Raw genomic sequence first — 5515 nt, 5'->3', positions numbered from 1 at the left:
GTCGTGCCAGTGGATCAGGGCGGCCTCGATCAGCGGCGGGAACAGGTTGCTGCCGATCTCCCGCGGGGTCTCGCGGCAGGCGATGAAGGTGTGGGCCATAACCATCGTCGCCACGCGCGTCGTGCGCTGCATCTCGTCGTCGCGCTGGTCGCGGAAAGAGAAGAGGCCGACAACCATCCTGTGCTGGCGCACGATGTGCTGCCTCTGGATGACGAGGCCTTTGTCGAGGAGGCGTTGGGCGAAGACAATCACTGTATGTTTATACAGGATTGCGCGGCGCCATTTGGCCCCTCAAACGCTGGAACACCGTTCGCCGAGGCCGCGTCGAACCGTGCTCCGAACGGCGGCAAAATTCCAAAAAGTAGCCCGCCAAGCCGCGCCGATGCTCACTTTCTGCCCAAGATTGTGATTCCTGTCGTCGTGGGTTCGAGTCCCATCAGCCACCCCATAAAAACATCTCATGGCATGCCATGAAGAAACAAAAGCCCCAGGCGCATCAAGCACTTGGGGCTTTTTTCTTGCGGTGGCATGTCACGTAGTGTCATTGCAGCGCAGGGGAACCAGGGGCACCTTTCGGGGAACAGAGGCCGATTCCGGCCAGCAGCGAGGTTTGTTCCCCGATGCCGCTCACCGATCTCGAGTGCAGGAACACCGTCTGTCCACCTGAGCAGAAGCGAATCTGCCTGGCAGATGGTCAGGGGCTTTACCTTGAGGTGGGGGCGCAGGCTGCTCGCCGCCGGCTCTGACCCGATGGCGCAGCGCCGGGAGGCAAGGGTCGCCATGCAGATCGCGATGGAGGACTCGTTCGAGGCGGTCGCCAGGAAGTGGTGGGACAGCTAGAAGACTGCCCGGTCGAGCCGGCACGCCGACTACGTGAAGCGTCGGCTGGAAGGTGACGTGTTCCCGAGGGGCACGTTCGTTCCACGCGCCAAGGTCTCTATGTAGCGGAGCGGCTGGCGCAGAACGGGACAGGCGAGGTCGCGCAGCACAAAGTCGAGCTGAGTAGTCATTCTTTAACTTGGCGGCTTGTGCCCGGCCAGAGGCTGGCGAAATCAAACGAGAGTTGCCGGTGATGCCGGATGGACAGCAGGTAGACGGTTTCCTGTGCATCAATGGCCGTGTAGAGCATCAGGTAGTCGCCATGCAGGTATTCGCGCAGCGCGGCAGCTGCCCCAGCCGGCAACAGCGCCAGTTGGGCCAGGGCCTCGGCTGACTGCGGTGGGTTGGCGAGGTAGCGGCGGCCGATGCGCGGGAAGCGGGCCAGGTTGGGGATGACTGTGGCGCGCAGCTCGTCCAGCAGGTCGTCGAAGGCGAAGGCAGCGTCGGCTTCGGTCAGGAAGGCCTCAATGGCGTCTAGCCGCGCCAGGAAGATGGCGGTCAGCTCAACCCGGTACAGTCCCTCAGCCACGTTTCTTGGCGGCCTTGCCTGGGGCGGCAGCTGCGCGGCGCTGCTGCAGCTTGGCAATGGCGGCATCGGCCCCGACGGTGCGGCCGGCCTCGATGTCGGCCAAGCCGCGTTGGGCATCGTCTATCAGCAGCAGGTGGATGCGCTCGCGCTCCAGCTGGTGGTAATAGTCCAGCCGCGCGGCGTCGATCAGGGCGACGTAGCTCTCGCCGTTCTTGGTGATGATCTTCTCGGCGCCGCCCTTGGCCTGGTCGGCCAGTTCGGAGAGGTTGGCGCGCGCCTGGGTGAAGGGCACCACATCGCTGGCTGAAAAGCCCATGGCCGGCTCCTTGGGTGATGGATGACAGGATTCTGTGCAGTCTACTTCAGCGCAGGGCGTGGCTCGCTGGCCGGCGCGCCCTGTTGGTTCGCTGCGGCTGCTGCTGCCGGTGGGCGATCTGGTGGGTCTCCGCCGGGGTGAGTGACACCTCCGTGGACGTGCCCATCGTCGATTGCCGACGGAACAGCCGACCGAGGACGACGCCACGGCTGGGCGGGAGGTTGTAGGCGGTGTTGCCGCCTCGGTCGTGCCCGGTGATGTACGCATGCAGACCGTCGGCTTGCAGCACGCGCATCCAGCCAGGCGCCGCGTCCAGTCTCTCGACCAGCAAAGCCGCCAGTCTCTGCTGCACCGGGCTGGAGTCGTGCCAATTTGATGGTCACTGCTCAGCAACCGCTGTAGTTCTTCTTGCCAGACTTGGTGATCGTGTATGTGCCGCCGCGAGGGCCGGTGTAGCAGGTCGGTGCGGTGGGTGACTGGGGCGCTGAACTGGCTGGCTGCTTTGGTGTGGCGACCATTTGGCTTGGCCGCTGAAGTCCGATTTGGCGTGAAATCACATTTGGCTTCCCTCATCGAAGAGACCCTCTGGAGCTGTTTTTCTGAGCGGCTCGCGCGCGGCACCGCCAGCGCCAGACCCCAGTGACGAAGAGCATCGCAGGCACCAGCCCGCTGAACGCCAGCAGCACGCGCAGACCGATGCCGCCCACTGACCCGTCGTGCAGCGGATGCAGCCAGTTGATGACAATGCTGGCGGTGTTGAATCCATCGCGGTCACGGGTGGCGAGCAGTTCGCCGCTGTACTGGTCGACGTAGGCATAGCTGTGCGGGAACCGGTAGCTGGGATCGCTGGGCTGCTGCAACCGCACGAGGATGACGCCGGAGCCCGGGCCGGGGGCTTCCACCCAGGCAAGCCGCGCCCGGGGGAAAGCCGCGTGAGCCGTGGCCAGCGCCTGAGCCAGCGGCACCTGCACCCCGGCGCCGGCCAATGATCGAACTTGGGGTGTCTTCGTCGGTGCACCAACTGTGCTGGCCAGGACCGCGTTGCTCTCATCGGGCAGCGCCAGCATCACCCCAGTGACGACGAGCATCAGGAGCAGGGGGAGCGCGATCAGGCCGGCGAGCTTGTGGATGTCCCGCAGTCGCCGCGACCGCACGGCCTCACGCTTGAAGTGCAGCGCCTTGGCCAGGCTGCCGCGCGGCCACCAAGCCCACAGGCCGGAAAGCAGCAGTGCGGCCATCACAAGTCCAGCCCAGCCGATGAACGCTCTCCCTGGTGCATGCAGCAGCAGCTCCATGTGCAGGTCGTAGAGCCAGGTCATCAGGTAGCGGCCCCACTCGGCCTCGCGCAGCACCTGAGTGCCGTCGGGCGAGAGCCACACCATCACGCGCAGGCCATGGTGGCCGCCGCCGGGCGGCTGGTAGCGGACCGCCAGGGCGCCTGGCTCGCCAGTGGCCTCGAATCGCCAGGCGCCGGTACGCTCGGGCCACCGACTGCGCACGGTGGCCAGTGCACGGTCCCAGACCTGCGCGTCCCAGCCCGGCGCCGGCGCGGTGGAAGCGACCCGGACTTCCGGGTTCAGCCCAGCATCCAGCCCTTCGTAGAACACGAGGGCCGAGCCAGTCAGCCCGAGCAGCACGAAGAGTGCGCCCACGCTCAGCCCCAGCCAGAGGTGGAGCTTGAGGATGAAGACGCGCACGCGCTGCATGCTCAGAACCGTGCCAGCAACGACAACTCGACGCTGCGCGGCGCGCCCAGGTAGATGTTGGTCGTCGGGTAGCCCGAATACTCGCCAAAGAAGGCATTGGTGAGGTTGCGGCCGCGCAGCGTCAGGGTTGTCTTCCCTGACAGCTTCCAGGCCACGGAAGCGTCCAGCGTGGTGTGCCCGTCGACGTGAATGCTGTTGGCCGTGTCCGTGTAGAAGCCCGACACGCGGTGCACGAAGCCGCTGACGGATACCGGCGTACCCGGCACCGCATAGGTGACGAAGCCGTTGGCCGCCGTGACCGGGGTGTTGATGGGCCGGTTGCCGGTGCGCACGGCGCCGCCCGCTTCGATGAGCTTGTCGTAGACGGCATCGACGACGCCAATGCCCGCGCCGGCCGACAGCCCGGGCGTCAGGCTGACCACGGCGTTCAGCTCGCCGCCGCGCGAGGACTGGCTGCCGCCCTGGACGGTCAGGGATGGGTTGGCCGGGTCGCGGGTCAGGATGTCGTCCTGGCGGATGTAGTAGATCGCGCCGGTGAGCGAAAGGCGACGGTCGGCCGTTGTCGTCTTGAAGCCCGCCTCGGCGGACCGCCCCTTGGTCAGCTTGAAGCTGGTGTTGGCGATGGACTGCAGCAGGATCGACGACACCGGCGCCGCGCCCGACGTCACCTGCGCATAGACGGCCGTGGCCGGGCTCAGGTCGTAGGTGCTACCCAAGCGCCATGACAGCGGGCGGTAGTGCGGGTTGGCCGTCTGCACGGCGTTGGGCGTCACGTTGAAATTGGTGACGCCGCGGTTCAGGTCGATGTTGTCGTAACGCAGGCCCGCCACCAGCAGCCATTGCGGGCTGAGGTTCAGCGCATCCTCGGCGAAGACGGACGTCGTTTTCAGGTGGGAGTCGAAGTTGACGTTGCCGGCGGTGTAGACGCTGTTCGCCGTCGGGAAGCTCCCGACCGCAGGCGAGTAGGGGTCGACCGCGGCCAGCGCGCTGGCCGGTGCGCTCTGACGCAGGCTGGCCAGGTCGGTGTGGTTGTATTCCACGCCGGCCGTGAAGCGGTTGCGCAGGCCGCCGAGCTGCCCGGTCTTGGACAGCGCCGAGCGCACGTTCCAGAACTGGTGGTCGTGATAGAAGCGTTGCACCGTGCGCGAGAAGCTGCCGTTCGGGAAGGCGGCAGTCGGTGCCACGAAGGTCTGGGTGTCGCTCAGCACGAAAGCCCGTTTGGCGGTGTAGGCCGTCAGGTCGGTGCCCAGGGTCCAGTCATCGCCCAGCTGCCAATCGATGCGGCTGCGCAGCGTCGTCTCGTCGGCGTCGGAGTAGGCGCCCTCGGGGTTGTAGTTCCGGTGTCTGAGCGCTTTGTCGATGACCAGGCCGTTGGCACTCTGCAGGATGGCGCTGGGATCCTTGGCGACCGCGGCCTGCACCAGCGGTACGCCCTGGTAGGTGCCGTCGTAGCGGTCCTCGTAGTGGTCCACCGCCACCAGCGCGCTGAGGTCATGGCCGGGATTGAACAGCATGCTTGCGGTCAGCCCACGCGAGCGGGTCTTTTGGCGCTCGACGTCGTAGAGGCTGTCGGACTGCAGCTGGCTGGTGTCGATGCGCAGGGCCGCGGCTTCGGACAGCTGCACGTTGGCGCCGGCCGCCACGGTGCTGGTGTTGAAGCTGCCGTAGCTCAGCAGTGCGTCGAAGTGATGGCCGTCCAGCGTGGGCTTGCGCGTGACCTTGTTGATGGCGCCGGCCAGCGCGCCCTCGCCGAACAGCACGGAGGCCGGCCCCTTGATGACCTCGATGCGGTCGAAGTGCCAGGTGTTGGTGTCGCGCTGCACGACGGTGGAGGTGGACACGCGCACGCCGTCCTGCAGGATGGACACGGCGTTGCCCGAGAAGCCGCGCATCATCACCACGGCGGGGTTGCCGGGCACATTGCCGGCGATGGCGCCGGGTATGTCGGCAAACGTCTCTCGCGCGGTGCGCAGGCCGCGGAGCTGGATGTCCTCCTGCGTCAGCGTCTGCACGGTGGCGGGCGTCTCGCGGGCCGTCAAGCCCAGGCGGCTGGCGGCTGCAGGGGCTTCCTCCAGCTTGAGTCGG

Annotated in this window: 6 protein-coding genes; 1 reads left to right on the top strand and 5 read right to left on the bottom strand. The window is 66.6% G+C overall.

The genetic code is table 11. From position 1 onward, the window contains the following. On the top strand, nt 1–474 hold a 474-nt coding region (locus tag VGF12_RS18380; RefSeq protein ID WP_331177495.1), incomplete at its 5' end, for a hypothetical protein. Between the two features lie 532 nt (nt 475–1006). Here the strand turns inward: VGF12_RS18380 and VGF12_RS18375 are convergent. The 5 genes from VGF12_RS18375 to VGF12_RS18355 all read right to left on the bottom strand — a co-directional run. Next, nucleotides 1007–1408, bottom strand: a complete 402-nt coding sequence (locus VGF12_RS18375; RefSeq protein WP_331177494.1) for a type II toxin-antitoxin system RelE/ParE family toxin — start codon at nt 1406–1408, stop codon at nt 1007–1009. Next, nucleotides 1401–1724 (bottom strand): type II toxin-antitoxin system Phd/YefM family antitoxin, encoded by a 324-nt coding sequence (locus VGF12_RS18370; protein WP_331177493.1) that lies wholly within the window; start codon nt 1722–1724, stop codon nt 1401–1403. The genes VGF12_RS18375 and VGF12_RS18370 overlap by 8 nt, the downstream gene beginning before the upstream one ends. Before the next feature lie 46 nt (nt 1725–1770). Beyond that, nucleotides 1771–2076, bottom strand: a complete 306-nt coding sequence (locus VGF12_RS18365) for a hypothetical protein (protein ID WP_331177492.1) — start codon at nt 2074–2076, stop codon at nt 1771–1773. A gap of 217 nt (nt 2077–2293) precedes the next feature. After that, the gene (locus tag VGF12_RS18360) at nt 2294–3430 is read right to left on the bottom strand and encodes a PepSY domain-containing protein (RefSeq protein ID WP_331177491.1); all 1137 of its coding nucleotides are present in this window, start codon (nt 3428–3430) and stop codon (nt 2294–2296) included. Between the two features lie 2 nt (nt 3431–3432). Further along, the coding region (locus VGF12_RS18355; protein WP_331177490.1) for a TonB-dependent receptor at nt 3433–5515 on the bottom strand (2083 nt) is incomplete at its 5' end.

The sequence above is a fragment of the Roseateles sp. genome (genome assembly GCF_036404855.1).
GTDB lineage: Bacteria > Pseudomonadota > Gammaproteobacteria > Burkholderiales > Burkholderiaceae_C > Pelomonas.
Note: the sequence above shows the minus strand (reverse complement) of the source record. Positions and strands in the feature narration are given on the sequence as shown.